This window comes from Vibrio sp. 1F253 (assembly GCF_041439295.1).
Classification (GTDB): Bacteria; Pseudomonadota; Gammaproteobacteria; order Enterobacterales; family Vibrionaceae; genus Vibrio; species Vibrio tasmaniensis_A.
Genome location: NZ_JBGONU010000010.1, coordinates 47,464 through 71,973, shown reverse-complemented (window position 1 = coordinate 71,973; position 24,510 = coordinate 47,464). Strand labels below are relative to the sequence as shown.

The window sequence follows — 24,510 nt, the reverse complement described above, 5'->3', positions numbered from 1 at the left end:
AAATGGTTTGCTTTATAAACACCTTGCCTCATAATAGTGAGGTTGATGAGGTAGGGATAGTATGAAAACAAGCGACAAAATCTTACAGACCATTAAGCGTCAAGGCGCGGTAACCGCGAAACAACTGTCAGAAGAGTTTGGCATGACGACAATGGGTGCAAGGCAACATCTGCAAAGTCTGGAAGATGACGGTATTCTTGCGTTTCATGATGTGAAAGTGAAAGTGGGTCGCCCGACTCGCCACTGGTCCCTGACTCAACAAGGCCATAGCCAATTTTCAGACCGACACGGTGAACTCACTATTCAAGTAATTGATGCCGTAGAAAATCTATTCGGTAAAGAGGGGTTGGCTAAGGTTGCTGCCGAGCGAGAACAACACACTCTGAAGCAGTATCAATCTGCACTGTCTGGCTGTGATTCACTCATCAGCAAGCTTAAAAAACTCACACAGCTTCGCGAAGAAGAAGGCTACATGGCTGAACTTCAAGAGCATGATGAGCACTACATCTTAATTGAGAACCACTGCCCCATCTGCAAAGCAGCAACTCGTTGCCCTAGCCTATGCCAATCTGAGCTCAACGTGTTTACTGAATTACTAAAAGATGAGTGCCACGTGAGCCGTACAGAGCACATCATTGCTGGCGAACGACGCTGCACTTACACCTTAACACCCGCCCTTTGATTGCAAAGGTAATCGGCTAATACCGTCTCAATATTGAGAAAACACAAATAGATTAAAATTTGTACAGTTTTCTTTCTTAAGCTTAGAGCATATGAAACACGCTTAATGCTAAGGAAGGAATGATGGCGCATCCAAAACCCGCTCAAAAACTGCCACCCTTTGATGAACTTGTCCAACTCGCGAAAAGCGACCCGAAAGCATTCAATCAATTCAAACACGAGATGTGCGAACAGATGATTTGTTCGGCTTCAGACGTGATGCAAGACCGACTTCGTGCGCAGCAAAGTCACATCGATTTGGTGGTCGGTCGCTGTAAAAATCCACATCATGTTAATGTCGTGCTCATGCAGGAGCTTCGTTGTCAGGTCTGTAAATTCCAAGATGCACTCGAAGGTCGCTGTAGTTTTGAAGAACCTAAACCTGAAAATGTCGTGCCTTTCAGGCCGAATACAGAACCCAAAATGTACTAAAAGTAGAAAAGTAGAAAAGTAGAAAAGTAGAAAAGTAGAAAAGTATTAAAAAGAAAAAGGGAGCACAAGGCTCCCTTCTTACTTATCAATCATTCAACCTTTAAACGGGATCTTCACCGTAATCATTACGGCCTTCTGTGCCTTTCAACAAACCACACTCAATCAGAATCCATAAGCCACACACTAACGCTGCAACGGTCGCAACCATATGGATTGACGATACCGGCTCAGTGGTAGTCGCTGCCATTGGCGAAGCCAAACGACCCAGTACTAGGGGCACATTTAGTAGTAACCAGTAATTCGACTTATTGCGGTCGTGCCAGCGCTTAGCGGTGACCGCAAGATCTGGGATCACTAGCAGCAATAGGAATACTGGCAGTAGGATGTAAGAGTAAGCAGGGAACAACACCGAGATACCAGAAGCAAAACCAGTGATCGCTATGTAGTAGAAAATATTCCAAATCCAGTAAGTCTTACGACCAATTCTCCCTTTGAAAGAGAGCAGTAAATCTTTCATCGACATCTTAAAACACTCAAAAATTAATACGCTACCAAAAAGTTAGCAGCAAATAGTTAGTGAATCACTTTTAGTTAGTTGATTATTTTTAGCTAGTTAATCACTTTCTGAAAGCAACTTTTATCCATATCCCGTATGTTGACCGTTAGGCTACGGATATGGCTTGCCTGTTCTTGTAAGGTTTGCATTAACAAACGCGACAATTCTCTTTTCTGTTCTTCAGTACGTCCAGAAAGTAACTCGAAGCTAATATGAACAAAATCTACATTGTCCTCTTCATCACCGACCAACCAGTTATGACAGCGTAGTGAACGAGACTTCACAGAAGGTACATCAAACAAACCACAGTTTAATGTAACTTGATGAAGGTCTTCCAGTAAACCTTGGATATTCACTCGCTCATCCACTGAATTTGAGTACTCTAGAACTAGATTCGGCATTATTACTTCCTATTGTTAACGCAATCGTTTGTCCCTTAATAGCAACTAACGATGAAAAATCCGAGAAGTTAGCTATTATTCTGTCTGCCGGATCACTGATATTTGCTCAAAATCTACTCTGACCATTGAGTAAGATCCAAGAAAGTCATGACCACAGTCATGATCTGTTGATATTATTCTGTTATATTATTTCGTAATAAAGTTTACTTTTTTACATTCGATTTATTTAAATACTTTGGAGATATTCCTATGCGTCATCCTGTAGTTATGGGTAACTGGAAACTAAACGGCAGCAAAGAAATGGTTGTTGATCTACTAAACGGTCTTAACGCTGAACTTGAAGGCGTAACAGGCGTAGACGTAGCAGTTGCTCCACCAGCACTTTTCGTTGATCTTGCTGAGCGTACGCTTACTGAAGCGGGCAGCGCTATCATCCTAGGTGCTCAAAACTCTGACCTAAACAACAGCGGTGCATTCACTGGCGACATGTCTCCAGCAATGCTTAAAGAGTTCGGCGCATCTCACATCATCATCGGTCACTCTGAGCGTCGTGAATACCACGCTGAGTCTGACGAATTCGTTGCTAAGAAATTCGCATTCCTAAAAGAGAACGGCCTAACTCCAGTTCTTTGTATCGGTGAATCTGAAGCACAAAACGAAGCAGGCGAAACTGTTGCTGTATGTGCTCGTCAACTTGACGCTGTTATCAACACTCAAGGTGTTGAAGCTCTTGAAGGCGCTATCATCGCTTACGAACCAATCTGGGCTATCGGTACTGGTAAAGCAGCTACAGCTGAAGATGCACAGCGCATCCACGCTCAAATCCGTGCACACATCGCAGAGAAATCTGAAGACGTTGCTAAGAAAGTTGTTATCCAATACGGCGGTTCTGTTAAGCCAGAAAACGCAGCAGCTTACTTCGCACAACCAGACATCGACGGTGCTCTAGTTGGCGGCGCAGCACTTGACGCGAAAAGCTTCGCAGCTATCGCTAAAGCAGCAGCTGAAGCAAAAGCTTAATTTAAACTTCACCGTTTAGATTAGATGAAAGGTCAACTTAGGTTGGCCTTTTTTGTGCCTGCCGTTTGTGAAAACTCAAACGACAGGCACAAAAAAACCGCTGAACAATCAGCGGTTTTTAATATTTTTTAAGCGAACGCTAAGCTTGGCTTAGAATAACTCTTCTGCAACGCGGAACAACTCAGAACGGTCTGGGTTCTGCATGTTCTCGATACAGTCGATGATATCGTGGTGAACAAGAGCTTCTTTCTCGATACCAACACAACGACCACCTTGACCTTCTTGAAGAAGGTGAACGGCGTAGTTGCCCATACGAGAAGCTAAAACACGGTCAAATGCAGTAGGACGACCACCACGTTGAATGTGACCAAGAACGGTTGCGCGAGTCTCACGACCTGTTGCCGTTTCAATCTCTTTAGCCAATTCGTTCGCGTCCATCATTAGCTCAGTTAGAGCGATAATTGCGTGCTTCTTGCCTTTCGCAATACCATCTTGAATATTGCTGATTAGCTGATCTTTATCTAGGCCAGTCTCAGGTGTAATGATGTACTCACAACCACCCGCGATTGCTGACATAAGCGTAAGGTCACCACAGTGACGGCCCATGATTTCAACAATAGAAATACGTTGGTGAGAAGAAGACGTATCACGTAGACGGTCGATTGAATCGATAACAGTGTTAAGCGCAGTTAGGTAACCGATAGTGTAATCAGTACCCGCGATATCATTATCGATTGTGCCTGGAAGACCGATACATGGGTAACCCATCTCAGTCAGTTTCTTAGCACCCATGTAAGAACCGTCACCACCGATAACAACAAGTGCTTCGATACCGTGCTTCTTAAGGTTCTCGATGCCTTTCTCACGAACAGCCACGTCTTTGAACTCAGGGAAACGTGCAGAACCTAAGAAAGTACCACCACGGTTGATCACGTCAGATACGCTTGAACGGTCAAGCTTTTCGATACGGTCTTCCACAAGGCCTTGGTAGCCGTCGTAAATGCCGTAAACTTCAATGCCAACTGATAGCGCAGTACGAACTACACCGCGAACTGCTGCGTTCATGCCTGGAGCGTCACCACCACTGGTCAAAACACCGATCTTCTTAATCATGCTCACCCTCGATTTTTGGGAATCTATTATTCAATTCTTGTTCTTGCTGATTGTATATCAACAAGATTTTAAATCTATATTTGTACGTTATGTTACATTTCCTCAACAGGAATAGCACTTAAATCACGTAAAATTATGTAACATTTCTACTTCTGTAAGAGTATTACAGTTTTACTCAATAACTTTGTTGATTCACATCAGAATCAACATTAATTGTTACTAAGGTGATTTTTGAATCACCTTTGAGTTAGCAATTTTTACTCACTTTAGTTCAAAAGCCATTCACTTGCCATTTGCTGCCTAATTTTTAGACGCATTACCATGAGTGAAATTTCTGCTGCTTCTCTGGGCCAAATACGACCGAATATGGATCTTGATGAATTAATACATCAGCATCAGGGAACACTGAAATAAGCTTGTCCTCTACTTCGTCAGAAATGCGGTGTGCTTCAATCAGTGGGATATTATCTTCGAGTTCTAAATGCAATTGAATGAAACGAACAGGCCCAGAACGGCGCGTTCTTAGTTGATGTACACCCAGTACCCCTTCCACACTCAACGATGCCTCTTTAATTTGCTTGAGCTCTTCATCGGGTAGCTTGTGATCAAGTAGAGATTGCACCGCTTCCATCGCCATTTGGTAAGCACTGTAAAGAATGTAGATGCCGATACCAATCGCGAATACCGAGTCTGCTTGACCGATACCAAACCAGCTCAGTGCTAGCGCCAGCATAATCGCAGCATTCATATAGAGGTCAGATTGATAATGCAGTGAGTCAGCCGCAATTGCTTGGCTACCCGTTTTGCTCACAACATGCTTTTGGAATCGAACCAAACCGAAGGTCATGACCATTGCGAACAAGCTGACATAAATACCAATTTCAGGAGAGTTCAGCTCATGCGGTCGGAAGAAACGTTCAATACCGTTAAGAATAAGGAAACAAGCTGAACCAGAAATAAACATCGCTTGTGCTAATGCAGCAAGAGATTCGGCCTTGCCATGACCAAAGGTATGTTCTTTATCAGCTGGCTGCAGAGAGTAACGAACCACCACAAGGTTAACGACAGAAGCGGCGATATCCAACAGTGAGTCAACGACAGAAGCTAATAAACTGACTGAGCCTGTCACCCACCACGCTGCAACCTTCACAACCAATAATATGGAGGCAATGATGGTGGCAGCCCAAGCGGCGAGCGTAACTAAACGTGCGTATTCTTGTTTCATAAATTGGCTATAAAGTGACTGATAGCACAAAGTATAACCCGCAAAACACCGATTGAATATGACAGCTAGGATCTAATACATTCATTTTAAAGATCAAAAAAAGCGGCACTAGGCCGCTTCTTTCTAAACACTTTCAATCAATCCAGTTTTTTCAAACCATGAATTACTTATCTTTGTTCATGCGTTTTTCCATTTTGTCCGCACATTTAGCCATGCGATCTTGCTGGATTTCTTTCAGTTGAGTCTTCTGTTCAGGTGTTAGTACGCTCATCATTTGATGTTGCTTCTTCAGCATGGTTAAACGACGCTCTGTTTGCTTCTCTACCATTTGGCTTGCTAGGTCGTTTGCCGCCGCTTCATCAAAGGTATCGGCTAGAACTAAATCTTGAACTTTCTCGTGGTGCGCTTTCATCTGCGCCATCTTGTCCGCTTTATTACCTGAATGTTTTGCTTTCATTTCAGCACGGTTCGCTTCACGCATCTCTTTTAGTTCTGCTTTTTGAGCATCCGTCAGATCCAGTTGACGCATCACTTTTTTGTCAAAGCCGCCACACTTGCCGTGCATACCTTTGTGGTCACCTTTATCGCCACCGCCATATGCGAACGCGCTTGCTGTACCTAACATAAGTGGAAGTGCCGCAGCTACTAGTACAAGTTTCTTAGTCATTTTCATAATTTTTGCCTCAATTCGGTATAATCAGTCATGTGTTGCGTTTGTTTTCAGCGCTTAGATATAGATTAGTCTTTCCCTCGTAAAGCGACGTTTAGAAAGCGTAAAGAATCGTAAAGAGTGAAAGTTGACGAATAATTAGCAGTATTATTAACCTATAAACAACTGATTAAGGCTTCCCAATGGCGAACATTCTTCTTATTGATGACGACACCGAGCTAACCGGCTTACTTAAAGACATACTGAGCTTTGAGGGATTCACTGTTTCCGAAGCCAATGACGGCTATGCGGGGTTGGAAGCTATCAATGATGAGATAGATTTGATTCTTTTGGACGTGATGATGCCCCGTCTTAACGGTATGGAAACACTAAAGAAACTAAGAGAAAATTGGGAAACGCCAGTACTGATGCTGACCGCAAAAGGTGAAGAGATCGACCGTGTTATTGGCCTTGAGCTTGGCGCAGATGATTACTTGCCAAAGCCTTTCAGTGACCGAGAGCTGCTCGCTCGTATTCGTGCCATCTTACGTAGAACGCAGATCAACACCGCTCCTAAAGCAGCCAGTGATAAGATTCAATATCAAGACATTGAAGTGTTCCCCGGCAAGCAAGAAGCTTATTGTAATGGCCAGCTTATCGATCTTACCACCACCGAGTTCGCTTTGCTGAGTCACCTAATCCAGAACCCAGGGCAAGTGATCACCAAGGAAGCGTTGAGTTTGGATGTGCTGGGCAAAAGGCTTGCAGCATTTGACCGTGCGATAGACATGCACATATCCAACCTACGTAAAAAAATCCCAGAACGCAGTGACGGTAAATCTCGCATCAAAACCTTACGAGGCCGTGGCTACTTATTGGTAGAGGAAGATTAATGCGTATACCTAAAATCACCAGCTTATATGGACGTATCTTTGCTATCTTTTGGTTCACCATGTTACTGGTGCTTTTGTCGGTACTGTCACTTCCCCATTTAGACCCGCGAGTGGCGCGCGATGTGCCTGCCGATCATCTCGATAAACTCGAACGTATCGCTAAATTCACAGAAAAGCGCTACGCCAAAGAATCTAACCTGGGAAAAATAGTGTTCCAACTTGAGGCACCGCGTAGCCGCAAGGATTCTCGTGCTCGTATTTACCTAACCGACCTTGAAGGCGCGGTCCTTACATCGAAAAGACACTCAAATTACAAACTTAAAGCGATTCGTAATTTTGTTACCTCGATAGATAACCCTGAATTACCCAAGCAAAAGTTATACGGACATTACATGGTAGCAGGGCCAGTCCCTATCACACTCGCTGGAGAAGAATTACTGATGTATGCCGGAGTAAAATGGAACCAACCTCCTCCATTTTTGCTGCGCTTGTTTGATAGACCTTTACAGTTATTGCTTGCGGTAATGCTAGCAAGTACCCCACTGCTATTATGGTTAGCTTGGGCATTGAGCCAACCTGCTCGTAGGCTTGAACGCGCAGCACAACGTGTGGCGAAAGGTCAGTTTGAGGTCGATCCCACACTCGAAAAAGGCACCTCAGAATTCAGACAAGCGGGTGAGAGCTTTAACCAGATGGTCGAAGCGGTTAATCAGATGATTTCGGGGCAACAACGCCTACTTTCAGATATCTCACACGAGCTACGATCACCATTGACCCGCCTTCGCATGGCCAATGCTCTTGCGATTCGTAAACAGGGTGAGAGCCAAGAGTTAGAACGTATTGATATGGAGGCTCAGCGATTAGAGCAAATGATCAGTGAGCTACTGACGCTATCACGCATGCAGGTCGACAGCCATATTACTCGTGAGGTTCAGCCTATTTCGAGCTTATGGGAAGAGATTTTAAAAGATGCAGAATTTGAAGCTGAACAGATGGGTAAATTACTGACGTTTTCAGAGATCCCAGACCGTTCTATTTCGGGTAACCCTAAGCTACTGATGAGTGCCTTGGACAATATTACGCGCAATGCTATCTACTACGGTAAAGACCAAGTCGATGTGCAATTCGATGTTGTCCAAGATCGGCTGACGATTTGCGTCAATGATAATGGCGATGGTGTGCCTGATGACGAACTGGATTCTATCTTTAGACCTTTCTACCGAGTTTCAACGGCGCGAGATCGTAACTCTGGCGGCACAGGGCTTGGCCTCACCATTACAGAGAGTGCGATTCGTCAACACAGCGGAACCATCACTGCAAGCCGTAGCCAGCTCGGTGGATTACAACTCAAAATCACCCTGCCTATCCTGCCAGTGTAATACCCCTACAAAGATCACAGTTGATAATGATTTCCATTATCATTATGGTAAGTCCTCTAATTAAGGAGGATTTACCATGTCACACTCTTTTCCTGCTCTACCCTACGCCTACGACGCCCTAGAACCTTACATTGACGCTAAGACGATGGAAGTGCATTACAGCAAGCACCATAGAACCTACTACGATAAGTTTGTTGCGGCGATTTCTGGCAGTGAACTTGAGCAGCAATCTCTGACCGAGATCTTCGCTAACATCTCTCAGCACAGCCCTGCCGTTCGCAACAATGGCGGCGGTTACTACAACCATATTTTATATTGGAACTGCATGGCTCAAGATGGCGGGGGTGAACCGGCAGGTAAACTTGGCGACGCGATCCAAAGTACTTTCGGAGATTTCGAGACATTCCAAGATCAGTTCGCTCAAGCGGCAATCAATACCTTCGGTTCAGGCTTTGCTTGGTTGGTAGTAGAAGAAGGACAACTGAAAATCATCTCGACCTCAAACCAAGACAACCCGTGGATGGATACCATCGCCAGCAACGGTGAGCCGATTCTTGCACTGGATGTCTGGGAACACGCCTACTACATCAGCTACCAAAACCGTCGCCCTGATTACATCAATGCATGGTGGAACGTGGTGAATTGGAATGCGGTTTCTGAAAACTACGCACAAGCACTCGCGAATAAAGCGTAAGCCAATGGTGGTGAACTGTACTCACTCAGCTTGCCACCGTATACTCTGGCTATCTTTGATTATTCTTGTGAACCAACATGTTTGATATCGCTCTATACGAACCTGAAATTGCGCCCAATACGGGTAACATCATCCGCCTATGTGCTAACTGCGGCGCAAACCTGCACCTGATTGAGCCGCTTGGCTTTAATTTTGAAGAGAAGAAAGTTCGTCGTGCTGGCTTGGATTACCACGACCTAGCGCGTGTTAAGCGTCACAAGAACCTAGAAGCCTTTCTTGAGTATCTAGAGAATGAACGCGAGGGTGACTTCCGCATCTTTGCTTGCACGACAAAGACCACAGGTCACCACGTGGATGCGAAATTCCAACAAGGTGATGTGTTGATGTTTGGCCCTGAGACACGTGGCCTGCCTGCAGAGTTCATCGAAAGCATGCCAATGGAACAACGCATTCGTATTCCAATGATGCCAGATGCGCGTAGCCTCAACCTATCTAACGCGGTTGCTATTATTGCATTCGAAGCGTGGCGACAAATGGGCTTTGAAGGCGCGGTATAACCGAACGCTCACCCCCTGCTAGCAATAAAAAAGGCTCTTACCATTATCACTTTCTTGCGAAGGATAAAGGTAAGAGCCTTTTCTGTTTTTCCCTCTATATAAAGAAGAGATAAAAACAAAGAAGAGAAAAAACGGATTAGTTTAAGCGGTTACGATCGTTGTCATCGTCTTTCTTCTCAAATTCACCCTCAAAGGTGTTGCCGTCTTTTGATTGGTCAGAGGGATCGCGATTGAATGGGTCTTGTCCAAATGGGCTCTGACCAAAACCAGCCTGTCCACCCGCATGGAAACCGCCAGACATATTGGTCACCACCATTTTTTCCATCATTTTCTTAGCAATCATCGCTCTTGGTGCTGGTAGCAATACCAACATACCGAGTGCGTCCGTCATAAAGCCAGGAGTCAGCAGCAATACACCAGCAACCGCAAGCATCACGCCTTCAAGAATCTGTTGTGCTGGCATTTCGCCTTGTTGTAATCGACCTTGCACAGACATAAGTGTTTGAATGCCTTGGCTACGAACAAGCGATGCACCAACAAATGCAGTAATCAAAACCAACGCAATAGTTGGCCACAATCCTAAGAAGCCACCAACTTGAATAAATAGCCCAATCTCAATGATGGGTACGAAGATAAATAGTAATAATAAGATAGGAAACACACGCCCTCCTTTGTTACATCCAGTTTACGCTGAAAGCCCTATCAATCTCAAATTTATCCTGCAAATAAGCGTGTTTATTGACCGAGAATAACTTTGCAAAATATTGACGAAACAAAACCGAAAAAGGTGATCAACTTAATATTTTTATGCGCTAAGTACAGTATCATGTGCCACATAAGTCAGGACGGATTTATCAGCCCAATATTCTAGCGAACGGAGTATTTGCACACAGAATAGGCTAATAACTAACTATATAATCAGAATAATTCTCTAAGGATCCTGTTATGGCTAATCTATCAGAAGCTCAAGTTGAAGCTCCTCAAGCTACTCGTCTCGAAGAAGATCTACTAGGTCAACGTCATGTTCCGGCTGATGCTTACTACGGCATCCACACTCTACGCGCAGTTGAAAACTTCAACATCTCAAATGTAACGATCTCAGATGTACCTGAATTCGTTCGCGGTATGGTGATGACAAAGAAAGCAGCGGCTTTAGCAAACAAAGAGTTAGGTGTAATCCCAAGCGAAGTAGCTAAATACATCATCGAAGCTTGTGACCTAATTCTAGACACTGGTAAGTGCATGGATCAGTTCCCATCGGATGTATTCCAAGGTGGTGCTGGTACTTCTGTAAACATGAATGCTAACGAAGTTGTGGCAAACGTGGCACTTGAACTTATGGGCAAAGAAAAAGGCCAATATGAGTTCATCAACCCGAATGACCATGTAAACCGCAGCCAATCAACAAACTGTGCTTACCCAACTGGTTTCCGTATCTCAGTTTACAACAGCGTTCGTAAACTGATTGACGCTATCGAATACCTAAAAGGCGCATTCGAGCTTAAGAGCCAAGAATTCAACACAATCCTGAAGATGGGCCGTACTCAACTTCAAGATGCTGTTCCAATGACGGTTGGCCAAGAGTTCCACGCTTGGGCTGTAACCATCAACGAAGAAATCAAAAACCTAGAATACACTTCAAAGCTTCTTCTTGAAGTTAACCTAGGCGCAACGGCTATCGGTACTGGTCTGAACGCAGCACCGGGTTACCAAGGCCTAGCAGTGAAACACCTAGCAGAAGTAACGGGCTTAGAGTGTGTAGCGGCTGAAGATCTTATCGAAGCAACATCTGACTGTGGCGCATACGTAATGACGCACGGTGCACTTAAGCGCCTAGCGGTTAAACTGTCTAAGATTTGTAACGACTTACGTCTTCTTTCTTCAGGCCCACGCACTGGCTTTAACGAACTAAACCTACCTGAACTGCAAGCTGGCTCTTCAATCATGCCAGCTAAAGTAAACCCAGTAGTGCCTGAAGTAGTAAACCAAGTTTGCTTTAAAGTTCTAGGTAACGACAACACGGTTTCTTTCGCAGCAGAAGGCGGTCAGCTTCAACTGAACGTAATGGAACCTGTTATCGCACAAAGCATGTTTGAGTCTCTAGACATTCTAACAAACGCATGTGTGAACCTACGCGACAAGTGTGTAGACGGCATTACTGTGAACAAAGAAGTGTGTGAATCTCACGTATTTAACTCTATCGGTATCGTCACTTACCTAAACCCATACATTGGCCACCACGAGGGTGATGTTGTTGGTAAGATCTGTGCTGAAACAGGTAAAAGCGTGCGTGATGTGGTTCTAGAGCGCGGGTTATTAACCGAAGAAGAACTTGATGACATTTTCTCTGTTGAAAATTTGATGCATCCTCAGTATAAAGCAAAACGCTACGAATAACGTTAGCGAAAAAGGGCTCCAAACGGAGCCCTTTTTTAGGCTCCAATACGGTTAACCATGTTAATTTTGTGGATTTCTGTTGGTTGCACTTTTGCGAAATAGAATCTAAACCATAGAACTATTATGTGAACATTCCAGCCGCGAATGCTCACATAATAAAATCTAAAATGAGGTGTTACTTATGATTGCAGTAGAACTATTTGTCGTCCTGCTCTTTATCTTTTTGGGGGCCAGAATTGGCGGTATCGGTATAGGTTTTGCCGGTGGTGCTGGTGTTATTGCCCTTTCACTGATTCTTGGCGTTCCAACAAGCCAGTCTTTCATCCCGATCGACGTAATCTTGATCATCATGTCGGTTATCACCGCAATTGCTGCTATGCAGGTTGCTGGCGGTATGGACTGGTTGGTGCAAATTGCAGAAAACTTTTTGCGTAAACACCCTGAACGCATCACCTTTTACGCGCCGATTGTGACCTTTGTAATGACACTAATGGCCGGTACTGGTCACACAGCATTCTCTACGCTTCCTGTAATCGCAGAAGTAGCGAAAGGCCAAGGTGTTCGTCCTTCTCGTCCACTGTCTATCGCAGTTGTAGCCTCTCAAATTGCTATCACAGCTTCGCCAATCTCGGCTGCCGTTGTCGCTTTCGCAGCAATGCTGGCACCCTTTGGTGTTGATTACCTAACGCTATTGATGGTTTGTATCCCAACAACCTTCATCGCTTGTATGGTTGGTGCGGTTGTTGCTAACTACATGGGTAGCGAACTGAAAGACGATCCTGTTTACCAAGAACGTCTAGAGAAAGGTCTAATCAAACTGGCGACAGAAGAGAAACGTGAAATTCTACCAACAGCGAAGAGAGCAACGTACATCTTCCTAGCAGCGATTGGTTTCGTGGTTTGCTACGCAGCGGCTATCTCTAGCTCTGTTGGCCTAATTGAAAACCCAGCGCTTGGTCGTAACGAAGCGATCATGTCTGTGATGCTAGCAGCAGCAGCGGCTATCGTGATGTTCACTAAGATTGATGCTGCGAAGATTTCTTCAGCGCCAACATTCCGCTCTGGTATGACAGCGTGTGTTTGTGTACTTGGTGTAGCTTGGTTAGGTTCAACGTTTGTAAACGCACACGTTGCTGAGATCAAAGACGTAGCAGGTGCTCTGCTGGCTGACTACCCATGGATGCTGGCTCTTGTTTTGTTCTTCGCTTCTATGCTGCTTTACTCTCAAGGCGCAACAACAGTTGCACTAATGCCTGCAGCTCTAGCGATTGGCGTAGCACCACTAACAGCCGTGGCTTCTTTTGCTGCAGTAAGTGCACTGTTCGTACTTCCAACTTACCCTACGCTACTGGCAGCGGTTGAGATGGATGACACAGGCTCAACGCGTATTGGTAAGTACGTATTTAATCACCCATTCTTCATTCCTGGTGTGGTAACAATCAGTACAGCGGTTGCACTCGGCTTCGCATTTGGCGGCCTATTCATCTAGTAATCACTAATGTTCTAAACTAAAAAAGGAAGCTTCAGCTTCCTTTTTTGTTTTCTGCTCAATGTGTTATTTGATACACGTCAAATAACCGTTATAAAATTCAAAAACCAACCAAAAATAAAGTTTGAATAAAATTCCAGGATTATTCAGGCCATTAATTAGGAATGCCTACCCAGTCAATCTCCCTTTGATTTACCGTCATCCCCATCGAATATTAATCCAAGCTAACTAACCAAAAAACCTTGCCAATTTTCTGCCATTTTTTAGCCCTTTCATTAGCCATTATTTTTGTGAACAGCACCAAACTTAAATACTGACGTAAGGAATAAAATAACCGCAGCTAAATTAAATCTAACTTCATTTGGATTGGTAAATATAAAAACAACATTAATTTAAAGTCAGCAACTTTATATCGTTGAGTGCTTTATAAGTGTCCGTGTATTTACAATCTATAAATCATTAGTCGCTAATTCACATCACTTCTATTTAAGATGATGTAAGGAGATAGCCATGACAACTCAAACGATACCAAGCGAGAAAAAAAAGGGCGGCTTCTTTGCCAACTTTAAATTTCCTTCTGCCTACACCATTCTATTTATTCTGATTGCGTTCGTCGCGCTGCTTACCTGGATTGTTCCAGCAGGCCAATACGACCGTGCAATGAATGAAGAGCTAGGCCGAGAAGTACCCGTAACCGGAACCTATCAAGCGGTAGAAGGTAACCCTCAAGGCGTGATTGATGTACTGCTAGCGCCTATTGATGGCTTCTACGACCACAATAGCTATGAAGCAGCGGCTATCGACGTTTCGCTGTTCATCTTAATCATTGGTGGCTTCTTAGGACTAGTAACCAAAACAGGTGCCATTGATGCTGGCATCGAGCGCGTTACCGCCCGCTTAGAAGGGCGAGAAGAGTTGATGATACCAATACTGATGGCACTGTTTGCCGCAGGTGGTACTGTCTACGGCATGGCGGAAGAATCACTGCCATTCTATACATTACTAGTACCAGTAATGATGGCAGCTCGCTTTGACCCTCTAGTTGCGGCTGCGACGGTATTGCTTGGCGCAGGCATTGGGGTGCTAGGCTCTACCATTAACCCATTCGCGACCGTTATTGCTGCCAACGCCTCTGGTATTCCATTTACCGACGGTATCGCGCTGCGTATTGGAATGCTGATTATTGGTTGGGGTATCTGTGTCGCCTACGTCATGCGCTACGCAAGAATGGTACAAGCCGATCCAACAACATCGATTGTTTACGACAAATACGAAGAGAACAAAGCGCACTTCCTTGGCAACGCAAGTGGTGAAAAACTGGAGTTCACCGCGACTCGCAAACTGATCCTGACCATTTTTGGTGGCTCTTTCGCTGTCATGATTTACGGTGTATCCGTTGCTGGATGGTGGATGGCAGAGATCTCCGCGATGTTCTTAGCAGCGACTATTATTGTCGGTATTGTGTCTCGTATGAGTGAGGAAGAGTTCACAACTAGCTTCATTGACGGAGCTCGAGACCTACTAGGCGTTGCGCTTATCATAGGTATCGCACGTGGTATCGTAGTCGTAATGGACCGCGGTATGATCACCGACACTATTCTTTTCTCAGCAGAACAAATGGTGACTGGCCTTTCTTCAGTTGTCTTCATTAACGTGATGTTCTTCTTAGAAATTCTACTGTCATTCTTAGTACCTTCGACCTCTGGTCTAGCAGTGCTGACTATGCCAATCATGGCGCCATTAGCCGATTTTGCTGGCGTAGGTCGTGACCTTGTTATCACCGCTTACCAATCAGCATCTGGCTTGGTCAACTTAATCACTCCAACCTCTGCAGTGGTAATGGGCGGCTTGGCAATTGCTCGTGTCCCTTACGTGCGCTGGGTTAAATGGGTGATGCCATTAATCGGAATCTTGATGGTGTTCTGCATCGTTGTACTAAGTATTGGTGCGCTTATCTAAAACCTACACACCACCTTCTCGTTCAAAGCCGCTTTCTTAGTGGCTTTTTTATTGCTATCGCCCTCAGAGCCAGTCCCCAAAACAACCTCACGAGCTGCACACACTCTATTTAAAGCCTCTCTATAGCCAACCTCATCAGCCAACCTTAAACAACCCAAGGACACCTTCGACAAAGCGTAAATCAACGTTTTAATATTGATGTTAAGGCTAATAAAAAATAATCCATTCCTCTCCATTATGTTTATAAAGATATTTAGTCATTTATTAACGTTAATTATATTTAAAGTTATTCACCTTGTAATAACCAAAGGGGAAATAAAAGCTATTTTTATAGAAAACCGGCTTAAAAAAACCAATTATAAAGTGTGACCACAACAGCTTTATTCGCATTTATTTTGTTAATAAATAATTAATTTCACATCCAAAATTAAATATCTAAATAGAAACTTTGCATACTTCCAAGCTAAGTACATTCTTATCAATAAAACTATTATGCATATAATCACTAACAATTTTGATTCTAGGCAGGTTCATCAAAAAAGCGTGCATAAAGTTCCCTAACAGCTAACTATTTAGAATGTAATCGTCATGACTAAAAGTGCATAAAGTTTGTTAAAACCCTTAATTTTAAAGGGCTGCGGGATAAAAAACGATTTGTGATAGATCTCTAAGAATACCTGAGTAGCAGGCGTAATATTAATTCCAGACAAGAGATATGAATAAAATAATTCATTATTCTTCACTGAAAATAAATAATTACTCTTAGCGATAAAAGTAATTCAAATATATAAGAGAGAGACGATCATGAGTAAGTTCTATGTAGGTTCTGAAATAGGTCAATTGCGCCGCGTTCTAGTTCACCGCCCAAGACGCGCACTGACTCACCTAACACCCTCTAACTGTCACGATTTACTATTTGATGACGTACTGGCTGTTGAGCGCGCAGGTAAAGAGCATGACGCATTTACTAAAACGCTACGTGATCAGGGTGTTGAAGTTCTTCTTCTTACTGACCTACTAGCAGACACACTAGCAGTGCCAGAAGCGAAAGACTGGCTACTAAGCTGCCAGGTATCTGATTACCGTTTGGGTAAAACATTCGCCAATGATGTGCGCTGCTACTTGGGCGACTTACCAAACTTAGAGCTAGCAAAAATCCTAACGGGCGGTCTGTCTTACGCTGAAATGCCAATGAAATCATCTTCAATGATGCAAGGCATGCACGCACCAACTGACTTCATTATCGAACCTCTACCAAACCACCTATTTACTCGTGACACATCTTGCTGGGTATACGGTGGCGTATCTATCAACCCGATGGCGAAACCTGCTCGTCAACGTGAAACAAACCACGTTCGCGCTATTTACCGCTGGCACCCAACATTCGCAGGCGAAGACTTCATTAAATACTTCGGTGATGAAGAAAACATCAACTACGACAACTCAACAATCGAAGGTGGTGACGTTCTTGTTCTCGGCCGTGGCGCGGTTCTTATCGGTATGTCTGAGCGTACAACAGCACAAGGTGTTGAACACTTAGCGTCTAGCCTATTCAAACACGGTCAAGCGACACAAGTTATCGCAATGCAGCTACCAAAACACCGTTCTTGCATGCACTTAGACACCGTGATGACTCACATGAACGAAGATACGTTCTCTGTTTACCCTGAAGTGGTAAGTAAAGACGTACAGTGCTGGAACCTAACTGGCGATGAGTCAGGCGCAGTGAAAGTGAAAGAAGAAGGCTACTTCGTAACAGCTATCGAAAAAGCACTTGGCGTAGACAAGCTAAACCTAATCACAACTGGTGGCGACAACTTCCATGCAGAACGTGAACAATGGAACGATGCAAACAACGTTCTAACGGTTAAACCTGGCGTCGTTATTGGCTACGAAGGCAACACATACACCAACGAAAAATACGACAAAGCAGGCATCACGGTTCTTCCGATTCCAGGAGACGAACTTGGTCGCGGTCGCGGTGGTGCACGCTGCATGAGCTGCCCAATTGAGCGTGATGGTATCTAATCACTAAGACGAAACGGCCAAGTTGAACGATCTTAAATAATCTCAACTTGGCCAAAATGAGAGAACACAATTATGACTAAGCAAACTGTTGTTGTTGCACTCGGCGGTAATGCCCTACTTCGTCGCGGTGAGCCGTTAGAAGCCGATGTTCAACGCCGTAATATTGAAACGGCTGTTAAAACCATCTCTGAAATCGCGAAAGTGTACAACGTGGTTCTAGTGCACGGTAATGGTCCACAAGTTGGCTTACTTGCTCTGCAAGGTTTGGAGTACAAAAAAGTAAACCCGTATCCATTGGATGTATTGGGCAGTGAGACTCAAGGCATGATCGGCTACATGCTAATGCAAGAGTTCAAAAACTACCTGCCTGACCGCAACATCTCATGCATGTTGACGCAAATGACCGTTGATCCAAACGATCCTGCATTCGCAGATCCAACTAAGCCAATTGGCCCGATCTACGAAGAAGCAGAAGCGCGTGAGTTAGCGGAGAAATTCCACTGGATCGTAAAACCAGACGGTCAACATTTCCGTCGAGTAGTACCAAGCCCACGCCCTACTGGCATTGTTGAACACGAAGCGATCACTCAACTTATCGATGCAGGTCACCTCGTAATTTGTACTGGCGGTGGTGGCATCCCAGTGAAAAAAGAAAATGGCAAATTAGTCGGCGTTGAAGCGGTTATCGACAAAGACATGTCAGCGGCTTTCTTGGCGAAACAATTGGATGCGGATGCACTACTTATTCTGACCGATGCTGACGCTGTTTATCTTGATTGGGGTAAACCGACTCAACACGCACTGCGCAGTACTACACCAAGTGAATTGGCGAAGTTTACATTTGATGCAGGCTCAATGGGGCCAAAAATTGAAGCATCGTGCGAGTTCATTCAGCAAGGCGGCAAAGTAGTGGGTATCGGCGCACTCGAAGATGGTTTGCAAATCCTGCAAGGCCAAGCGGGCACCAATATCACCAAAGGTTAATGCACTAGCGAGCTTTATCATCTTGAAAAACTTAAAGCTTGAGAAGCTTAAGTCTTGAAAGCTTTTAAATCTTGCGAAAACAGAATCAAACGAAACAAACAAAACCGAACAACTTTAACTAAAAATTGAATCGCGCTTTCTTGAATTTTATTTCCCTGTAACAAGGAAGCGCCTAAATCTAAGAAGGAATACATCATGGCTTTTAACCTACGCAATCGTAACTTCCTAAAACTACTAGATTTCACTCCACGCGAAATTCAACACTTGTTAGATCTTTCTATGGAGCTAAAAAAAGCGAAGTACAACGGTTACGAACAGCCAACACTGACTGGCAAAAACATTGCGCTTATCTTTGAAAAAACCTCAACTCGTACTCGCTGTGCATTCGAAGTAGCAGCATTCGACCAAGGTGCTCGAGTTTCTTACTTAGGCCCATCTGGCTCTCAAATTGGCCACAAAGAATCAATGAAAGACACCGCTCGCGTTCTTGGCCGTATGTACGATGGCATCGAATACCGCGGCTTTGGTCAAGAAATCGTTGAAGAGCTAGGCGCTTACGCTGGCGTTCCTGTATGGAATGGCCTGACTGACGAATTCCACCCAACACAAATCCTAGCTGACTTCCTAACTATGACGGAATACGGCCGTGGCAAGCAACTGCATGAAATCAAGTTTGCTTACCTAGGTGATGCTCGCAATAACATGGGTAACTCTCTAATGGTTGGCGCTGCGAAAATGGGCATGGACATTCGCCTTGTTGCTCCAAAGCAATTCTGGCCAGAAGAAGAGCTATTAGCTCAATGTCGTGAAATCGCAGAACACACTGGCGGCAAAATCACGCTAACAGAAGATGTTCAAGAAGGCGTGCAAGGTTGTGACTTCCTATACACCGACGTTTGGGTATCAATGGGCGAAGCGAAAGAAGCATGGGCTGAGCGTATCAACCTAATGATGCCTTACCAAGTCAACATGGACATGATCAAAGCAACAGGCAACCCACATGTGAAATTCATGCACTGCCTACCTGCTTTCCACGGCGAAGATACAACTGTCGGTAAACAGCTTGCTGCTGAATATCCGCAGCTTAAAGATGGCGTAGAAGTGACGGATGAAGTGGTTGAGTCTGAATACTCTATCGTGTTCGATGAAGCAGAAAACCGCATGCACACCATCAAAGCAGTAATGGTTGCGACATTAGGCAGCTAATTACCTAAGAAACGAAACAGTTAAGACGTTAAAAATTAAGAAGCTAGGCACTCACTTGTTCGAAATACGTTGATAAGTTAAGTGCAATGACAGGGAAATGCGGGTGGCGTTCTTGGGATTTTGACCTTGAATAAAACTCGCATTTTTTTTCATGCGGTTGAAGAGATAATTTCCTGGAAAACCCTGTAAGTCTCAGCCCCAACAAAGACTTAAATGAGAGTTGAAAATGGACGCAATCTCGCATAAAAATCCATTAAATGAATACTTTACAGAAAGTATTGCATGGCCTTTTTATCTGAGTATAATCCTCCGCAATTTGTCTTAAGAGAGCAAAAAATGAACCGCAATTTTTTCGCACATGATTGTCAGCCAATACGCCTTAGAACGGCGTTGGTGTCATTTTTATTTTGCTCTATTGATCATTTCGAAGCCTCCTATTTTTAGGGGGCTTTTTTTTGTCCGCAATTTGACTGTATGCATAGAAAAAGGAAGACCCGTTATGGCGCATTCGTTATTTAACAAGCACATCATCTCCATTCCAGAGCTATCTCGTGATGAACTGGAGCTTATCGTCGATACTGCAGCAAGACTCAAAGCAGAACCAAACCCTGAGCTGCTGAAAAATAAAGTCGTTGCGAGCTGCTTCTTTGAGCCTTCAACTCGAACTCGCCTCTCATTTGAAACCGCAGTTCAACGCCTTGGCGGCACAGTCATCGGCTTTGATAATGGCGGCAACACATCGCTGGCGAAAAAAGGCGAAACACTTGCCGATTCCGTTCAAGTTATTTCATCTTACGTGGATGCCTTTGTGATGCGTCACCCACAAGAAGGCGCAGCACGTTTGGCCTCTGAATTTTCTAACGGTGTGCCAATTGTGAATGGTGGCGACGGTGCAAACCAACACCCAACGCAAACCTTATTGGATCTGTTCTCGATTTACGAAACGCAAGGCACGCTCGATAACCTCAATGTGGCTTTCGTCGGCGACCTAAAATATGGCCGTACCGTACACTCTTTGACGCAAGCACTATCAAAATTCAATAACGTGCGTTTCTTCTTTATCGCGCCAGAAGTGTTAGCGATGCCTGATTACATCTGTGAAGAATTGGAAGAGATGGGCATCCAATACAGCACCCACAGCAGCATTGAAGAAGTGGTGCCTGAATTGGACGTCCTGTACATGACTCGCGTACAGAAAGAGCGCTTTGATGCGTCAGAATACGCGCACATGAAGTCGGCTTACATTCTAACGGCCGATACCTTGAAAGATGCACGCCAGAACATGAAGGTGCTTCACCCATTACCACGCGTCGATGAAATCACAACCGACGTAGATAAAACGCCACACGCTTATTACTTTGAACAAGCTGAAAACGGTGTATACGCTCGCGAAGCCCTATTGGCCCTAGTTCTTAACGACACTTTATAAGCAGGAGAAACAGTCATGGTTAAACAAACTCAGCTACAAGTAGAAGCGATCCGTAACGGCAGCGTGATTGACCACATCCCTGCTCATCTTGGTATCAAAATCCTTAAACTGTTTAAGCTACACAAAACAGAACAACGCATCACCATGGGATTGAATCTGCCATCATCTGCGCTTGGTCATAAAGATCTGATCAAGATTGAGAACATCTTTCTGACCAAGGAACAAGCCAACCAATTGGCTCTGTATGCGCCGCAAGCGACGGTAAATCAGATTGAAGAGTACAAGGTGGTTAATAAGCTAACATTAGTACTGCCAGACCAAATCAACAGTGTGTACTCTTGCCCGAATAGCAACTGTATTTCGCACGGTGAACCCGTTGAAAGTAGCTTTAAAGTGCAGCTAAAACACGAAAACGTCCAACTAAAATGTCACTATTGTGAAAAAGTATTCTCCCGCGAGATCATGAGTGAAATCCGCTAGCCCTTAGCGCTCTTACCTTCGTAAAAGAAACCGCTCAAACTACATGGATATTTATTCCTAACCCGGAATAAATATCCACTTACCTAAAGAATAAAACTCCACAAAAAAAGCAAATAACCAGAATTTTGTTTGGTGATCACCTTCAAAAAGATAACTATTCTTTAGTGGTAGACTGGATGAATAGAAGATCATACATCACGCATACCCTTCCTATTTATTTCGGGATTCATCGGTAAGCCCTAATTAACAATCGTACTCTACGGCTTTGGGAGTGCGTTCTGCGCTATGGACAAGCGATATCAACACGTTGACCTTAAGGAGTTGTTCATGAACCAAATCACTGAGCACGGTTGCTTGTATTCAGCTGAAGATAAAACACTGACCGCAGCGTGCAAACGCTTACTACAACAGCAAAGCTTCTCGACCCAGAACCAGCTGCGAGAGAAACTCGTCGACATTGGTTATACAGGCATTAGCCAGTCGACTGTGTCTCGTATTTTGTCACAACTCGGTGTTGTCAAAATCCAGAACGCCTGTGGCAAAAAGGTTTACTGCATCACCGTAGAAAGCGCACCGGTACGTGTCGATGCGTCAATCTCATCACAAATCGAATTAATTACTCACAACCAAGCAATGGTGATCGTAAAAACAAACCCTGGTTGCGCACAGTTGGTCGCAAGATTGGTTGATATCGACCCACATACCGAGATTATCGGTACGGTTGGCGGCAATGACACTGTGTTAATTATTCCGAAAGACACCACGAATATAGATGCTTGCGAACAAGTAGTAAGAGCACGCTTAGGAGTGGCTTAAATGTCTTATTGGCAAAAGCTGACAACTCATGTTGAGCGACTGACACTCTCTCGGCTGCCCCAGAAAATAGCCCACCCGCCTTAGGGGATATTTGTCTACCGATGAAACTAATCACAAACTATTACGGTCTGATTGAGTTAAGATACCTTCAACTCCATTTTGATGACTAAATAGTATGCGACGACTTGCCACATTACTTTTTGTTTGTGTTTCCCTGTTCACCCAGCCTGCGTGGGCGCTTTTTGGAAACGACAACGCCGAGCCAAGCTTCGGAGGCAATAACAACGGTTTTGTCCCTGTAGACCAAGCTTTCCCTTTCAATTACTACCAGCAAGACGGCAAGGTCCTTCTCGACTGGCAAGTAAAAGAGGGCTACTACCTCTATCAACATAGCCTCTCGTTCACTGGACAAAATCTCACTATCGGCAATGTTGAAATGGAAAATGGCCAACCACACCAAGATGAATTCTTCGGTGAGGTGAGCATCTATACTCAGCCGTTATTCGTGCAAGTTCCTCTACAGAGTTACCAAGATGGCTCACAGCTGAGCGTTAAGTATCAAGGCTGTGCAGATGCTGGTTTCTGTTACCCACCAGAGATCCGAGTAATCGACATTGAACCGTTTACTGCGACGAGTTCTGGGGATATGAAAAGCAGTGATGAGCAAAACAGTGGTGCTTTACAAGGTTCTTCTGATGCAGCTGGTGAAGCTGACAATTCAGTACAAGCCTCTTCTCCTACCGCTGACGCAGCAAGCAATACCACTCAACAAACCAATGCTCCCGTTTCAAAAGAAGCAGGCTTAGCCGATAAGCTGGGTGACAGTTGGTGGACGCCATTATTATTCCTCGCACTCGGTGTTGGCTTAGCCTTTACGCCGTGTGTTCTGCCTATGTATCCGATTCTAACGGGTATTGTGCTAGGTGGCGGCAAGCTCAGCCAAGGTCGTGCGCTGATGCTGTCCTTCATCTACGTGCAAGGCATGGCGCTGACCTACACCTTATTGGGTTTAGTGGTTGCTTCAGCAGGCATGCAGTTCCAAGCTGCGATGCAACACCCTTATGTATTAATTGCGTTGAGCGTTCTATTCGTGGCATTAGCCATGTCGATGTTTGGCGTTTATAACCTGCAACTTCCAAGCAGTATCCAAACTTGGCTTAACAATCAAAGTAACAAACAGCAAGGCGGCAATACCTTGGGCGTGTTCGCAATGGGCGCTATCTCTGGCTTGGTGTGCTCACCTTGTACCACAGCGCCACTGTCAGGTGCGTTATTGTATGTGGCTCAAAGTGGCGACCTATTAACCGGAGCGATCGCTCTGTATGCGTTAGCAATGGGTATGGGTATTCCGCTGATTTTGGTTGCGGTGTTTGGTAATAAGCTACTACCAAAAGCAGGTAGCTGGATGGACAAGGTGAAGATCGTATTCGGCTTTATCTTGCTGGCAGCGCCTATCTTCCTGCTAGAGCGAATTATTCCTGAATTGTGGGCAACGGTACTTTGGTCTGGTCTTGGGTTCATCGCCTTTGGTTGGCTTTACCACAGCAAGAATGCACTGCCATTCGGTGGTTGGAAACAGAGCGCTGTAGGTATCATCGCGATGCTTGGCCTGTTCGCATCAGCTCAACCTGCGCTAAATTACTGGTTCGCAGAAAAGAGCGTTGTGGTTGAGCAACAAATCCAATTTGCCCGCGTCAACACGGTTGAAGAGTTAGAAATCCAGCTCATCGAAGCCAAGAAACTCGGCAAACCAGTGATGCTCGATTTCTACGCCGATTGGTGTGTGGCATGTAAAGAGTTTGAGAAGTACACCTTCCACCAAGCCGATGTTGAGAACAAGCTTTCTGATTTCGTCCTGCTTCAGGCTGACGTAACGAGAAACATGCCTCAAGATATTGAACTGCTTAAACAATTACAGGTACTCGGCTTACCAACAATTGAGTTCTGGGATGGCGAGGGTAACCATGTTCCAAATGCTCGTGTGACGGGCTTTATGCCTGCCGACGTATTCTTGAAACATATGCAAAACCACCAGCTATAACGGCAATATTCACCGGAATATCCGCCTAAACGAAAGCCGCAC

At 44.6% G+C, this 24,510-nt stretch carries 23 protein-coding genes; 17 read left to right on the top strand and 6 right to left on the bottom strand.

Features of this window, described 5'->3' with window-relative positions; genetic code table 11:
- The first annotated feature begins 61 nt into the window (after nucleotides 1-61).
- Both ACED28_RS07610 and ACED28_RS07605 read left to right on the top strand, forming a co-directional pair.
- Nucleotides 62-682 carry a helix-turn-helix transcriptional regulator gene (locus ACED28_RS07610; RefSeq protein ID WP_371709582.1) on the top strand — a complete coding sequence of 207 codons (621 nt, stop codon included), beginning with the start codon at nucleotides 62-64 and terminating at the stop codon, nucleotides 680-682.
- A 122-nt stretch (nucleotides 683-804) separates the two neighbouring features.
- The gene (locus tag ACED28_RS07605) at nucleotides 805-1,152 is read left to right on the top strand and encodes a DUF3135 domain-containing protein (RefSeq protein WP_371709581.1); all 348 of its coding nucleotides are present in this window, start codon (nucleotides 805-807) and stop codon (nucleotides 1,150-1,152) included.
- 100 nt (nucleotides 1,153-1,252) lie between these two features.
- Here ACED28_RS07605 and ACED28_RS07600 read toward each other — a convergent pair whose 3' ends face one another.
- Nucleotides 1,253-1,675 carry a DUF805 domain-containing protein gene (locus ACED28_RS07600; RefSeq protein WP_371709580.1) on the bottom strand — a complete coding sequence of 141 codons (423 nt, stop codon included), beginning with the start codon at nucleotides 1,673-1,675 and terminating at the stop codon, nucleotides 1,253-1,255.
- Nucleotides 1,676-1,761: 86 nt separating this feature from the next.
- Nucleotides 1,762-2,109 (bottom strand): 5-carboxymethyl-2-hydroxymuconate Delta-isomerase, encoded by a 348-nt coding sequence (locus ACED28_RS07595; RefSeq protein ID WP_004729703.1) that lies wholly within the window; start codon nucleotides 2,107-2,109, stop codon nucleotides 1,762-1,764.
- A 249-nt stretch (nucleotides 2,110-2,358) separates the two neighbouring features.
- Between ACED28_RS07595 and tpiA the strand changes: the two genes are divergently transcribed.
- Nucleotides 2,359-3,129 (top strand): triose-phosphate isomerase, encoded by a 771-nt coding sequence (gene tpiA / locus ACED28_RS07590; RefSeq protein ID WP_012604968.1) that lies wholly within the window; start codon nucleotides 2,359-2,361, stop codon nucleotides 3,127-3,129.
- A 150-nt stretch (nucleotides 3,130-3,279) separates the two neighbouring features.
- Here tpiA and pfkA read toward each other — a convergent pair whose 3' ends face one another.
- From pfkA to ACED28_RS07575, 3 genes are all read right to left on the bottom strand, one after another.
- The gene (gene pfkA / locus ACED28_RS07585) at nucleotides 3,280-4,242 is read right to left on the bottom strand and encodes a 6-phosphofructokinase (RefSeq protein ID WP_009848871.1); all 963 of its coding nucleotides are present in this window, start codon (nucleotides 4,240-4,242) and stop codon (nucleotides 3,280-3,282) included.
- Nucleotides 4,243-4,558: 316 nt separating this feature from the next.
- The gene (gene fieF, locus ACED28_RS07580) at nucleotides 4,559-5,467 is read right to left on the bottom strand and encodes a CDF family cation-efflux transporter FieF (RefSeq protein WP_009848870.1); all 909 of its coding nucleotides are present in this window, start codon (nucleotides 5,465-5,467) and stop codon (nucleotides 4,559-4,561) included.
- Between the two features lie 163 nt (nucleotides 5,468-5,630).
- The gene (locus tag ACED28_RS07575) at nucleotides 5,631-6,140 is read right to left on the bottom strand and encodes a CpxP family protein (RefSeq protein ID WP_012604971.1); all 510 of its coding nucleotides are present in this window, start codon (nucleotides 6,138-6,140) and stop codon (nucleotides 5,631-5,633) included.
- A gap of 179 nt (nucleotides 6,141-6,319) precedes the next feature.
- Here ACED28_RS07575 and ACED28_RS07570 point away from each other — a divergent pair, with 179 nt between their 5' ends.
- The 4 genes from ACED28_RS07570 to trmL all read left to right on the top strand — a co-directional run bounded on the left by ACED28_RS07570 (nucleotide 6,320) and on the right by trmL (nucleotide 9,639).
- Entirely contained in the window at nucleotides 6,320-7,009 is a 690-nt protein-coding gene (locus ACED28_RS07570; RefSeq protein ID WP_009844719.1) for a response regulator, read from the top strand.
- Nucleotides 7,009-8,388, top strand: a complete 1,380-nt coding sequence (cpxA, locus tag ACED28_RS07565; protein WP_012604972.1) for an envelope stress sensor histidine kinase CpxA — start codon at nucleotides 7,009-7,011, stop codon at nucleotides 8,386-8,388. The genes ACED28_RS07570 and cpxA overlap by 1 nt, the downstream gene beginning before the upstream one ends.
- Before the next feature lie 76 nt (nucleotides 8,389-8,464).
- Nucleotides 8,465-9,082 (top strand): superoxide dismutase, encoded by a 618-nt coding sequence (locus tag ACED28_RS07560; protein ID WP_012604973.1) that lies wholly within the window; start codon nucleotides 8,465-8,467, stop codon nucleotides 9,080-9,082.
- A 77-nt stretch (nucleotides 9,083-9,159) separates the two neighbouring features.
- The gene (gene trmL / locus ACED28_RS07555) at nucleotides 9,160-9,639 is read left to right on the top strand and encodes a tRNA (uridine(34)/cytosine(34)/5-carboxymethylaminomethyluridine(34)-2'-O)-methyltransferase TrmL (protein ID WP_371709579.1); all 480 of its coding nucleotides are present in this window, start codon (nucleotides 9,160-9,162) and stop codon (nucleotides 9,637-9,639) included.
- A gap of 136 nt (nucleotides 9,640-9,775) precedes the next feature.
- Here trmL and ACED28_RS07550 read toward each other — a convergent pair whose 3' ends face one another.
- Nucleotides 9,776-10,300 (bottom strand): FxsA family protein, encoded by a 525-nt coding sequence (locus ACED28_RS07550; protein WP_012604974.1) that lies wholly within the window; start codon nucleotides 10,298-10,300, stop codon nucleotides 9,776-9,778.
- Nucleotides 10,301-10,584: 284 nt separating this feature from the next.
- Between ACED28_RS07550 and aspA the strand changes: the two genes are divergently transcribed.
- From aspA to ACED28_RS07500, 10 genes are all read left to right on the top strand, one after another.
- Nucleotides 10,585-12,036, top strand: coding sequence for an aspartate ammonia-lyase (gene aspA / locus ACED28_RS07545; RefSeq protein ID WP_009844714.1), 1,452 nt, complete (start codon nucleotides 10,585-10,587; stop codon nucleotides 12,034-12,036).
- Nucleotides 12,037-12,217: 181 nt separating this feature from the next.
- Nucleotides 12,218-13,525 (top strand): anaerobic C4-dicarboxylate transporter, encoded by a 1,308-nt coding sequence (locus tag ACED28_RS07540; RefSeq protein ID WP_009844713.1) that lies wholly within the window; start codon nucleotides 12,218-12,220, stop codon nucleotides 13,523-13,525.
- Nucleotides 13,526-14,035: 510 nt separating this feature from the next.
- On the top strand, nucleotides 14,036-15,484 hold the full coding sequence (locus tag ACED28_RS07535) for a YfcC family protein (RefSeq protein ID WP_371709578.1): 1,449 nt from the start codon (nucleotides 14,036-14,038) through the stop codon (nucleotides 15,482-15,484).
- Nucleotides 15,485-16,288: 804 nt separating this feature from the next.
- Nucleotides 16,289-17,512, top strand: coding sequence for an arginine deiminase (gene arcA / locus ACED28_RS07530; protein WP_009844709.1), 1,224 nt, complete (start codon nucleotides 16,289-16,291; stop codon nucleotides 17,510-17,512).
- Nucleotides 17,513-17,584: 72 nt separating this feature from the next.
- Entirely contained in the window at nucleotides 17,585-18,496 is a 912-nt protein-coding gene (arcC, locus tag ACED28_RS07525; RefSeq protein ID WP_009844708.1) for a carbamate kinase, read from the top strand.
- A 195-nt stretch (nucleotides 18,497-18,691) separates the two neighbouring features.
- A complete protein-coding gene (locus ACED28_RS07520) occupies nucleotides 18,692-19,702 on the top strand; it encodes an ornithine carbamoyltransferase (RefSeq protein WP_009844707.1) in 1,011 nt (336 codons plus the stop codon).
- A gap of 499 nt (nucleotides 19,703-20,201) precedes the next feature.
- Entirely contained in the window at nucleotides 20,202-21,131 is a 930-nt protein-coding gene (pyrB, locus tag ACED28_RS07515; RefSeq protein WP_004729720.1) for an aspartate carbamoyltransferase, read from the top strand.
- Between the two features lie 15 nt (nucleotides 21,132-21,146).
- Nucleotides 21,147-21,611, top strand: coding sequence for an aspartate carbamoyltransferase regulatory subunit (gene pyrI / locus ACED28_RS07510; protein ID WP_009844706.1), 465 nt, complete (start codon nucleotides 21,147-21,149; stop codon nucleotides 21,609-21,611).
- 327 nt (nucleotides 21,612-21,938) lie between these two features.
- Complete coding sequence (locus tag ACED28_RS07505) at nucleotides 21,939-22,427, top strand: arginine repressor (protein ID WP_009844705.1); 489 nt, start codon at nucleotides 21,939-21,941, stop codon at nucleotides 22,425-22,427.
- A gap of 175 nt (nucleotides 22,428-22,602) precedes the next feature.
- Nucleotides 22,603-24,468: a protein-disulfide reductase DsbD gene (locus ACED28_RS07500; RefSeq protein ID WP_371709577.1), complete on the top strand. Its 1,866-nt coding sequence runs from the start codon at nucleotides 22,603-22,605 to the stop codon at nucleotides 24,466-24,468.
- Nucleotides 24,469-24,510: the final 42 nt, after the last annotated feature.